Consider the following 917-nt stretch of genomic DNA (forward strand, 5'->3'; position numbering starts at 1 on the left):
TACATTTCACGCTTCAATACGCCCCAAAATCCTTCCATCGGTCCATTATCTATGCAATGACCAACTCGAGACATACTTTGTGTCATCTCATGTTCTATCAGTCTGCTATGAAAACTGCGGCTGGTATACTGAAATCCACGGTCACTGTGAAATAATGGGTGCGCCTGTGGATTGTTTTTTACAGCTTCATCAAAAGTGTTAAAGACCAACTTGTTATTGTTGTGGTCGCTTAGTACATATGACACAATTCGGCGATCATATAAATCCAATATAGCACTCAGGTAGAGCTTATGGATAACCGGACCTATACAATATTTAAATTCCGTCACATCAGTCAGCCACTTTTCATTTGGTGCATCAGCATGGAATTGCCGGTTTAGAATGTTTTCTGCTGTGTAAGCTGGATCAGGTGCCCGGCGAGTACAACAGTTTTGCCGGTGTTTAATATTTGACTGGATGTGTAATTTACGGTCAATGCGCAGAATACGTTTATCATTTATATGCTCATGATGCCAACGGTTCAAATCATCACGAATTCTGCGGTATCCCTCGTCTGGATGTTTTTCGTGAATTTCGATGACCTTCTTAGCCAGTCGCTCATTTTCCCGCTCACTTGGGCTTTTATCTCCTTTAAGCCAATGGTAATACGCTGAACGGGTTACATGAAAAATTGGGCAAAGTTCTAAAACCGAATAATGCACCGGCTCTGTCTGTGAAAGCTGTTTTATTGCTTCGTATTCTCTTTCCTTGCGTGTAAAGCCAAGGCATCCCTTCTTTCCAGTTCGTCCAGTTTTTTTAATGCATCAATCTCCATCTGCAACCAATGGTTTTTACGTTCCAGTTGGGCAACACAGTCCCTGAGTTCTTCTTCCGGGGTACGGCTGGGCAGTGTACCTGTTCGATGCCCACGGCGATCT

General features: G+C 43.2%; 2 protein-coding genes. Both read right to left on the bottom strand.

Annotation, left to right across the window (positions count from 1 at the left end; translation table 11 throughout):
* Positions 1 to 701: IS3 family transposase (locus tag BN6559_RS00030; protein ID WP_110952831.1), on the bottom strand; the 701-nt coding region annotated here is incomplete at its 3' end.
* 23 nt (positions 702 to 724) lie between these two features.
* The coding region (locus tag BN6559_RS00035; RefSeq protein ID WP_199883639.1) for a hypothetical protein at positions 725 to 917 on the bottom strand (193 nt) is incomplete at its 5' end.

The organism is Massilibacillus massiliensis (assembly GCF_900086705.1).
In the GTDB taxonomy this organism is placed as follows: domain Bacteria; phylum Bacillota; class Negativicutes; order FLKF01; family FLKF01; genus Massilibacillus; species Massilibacillus massiliensis.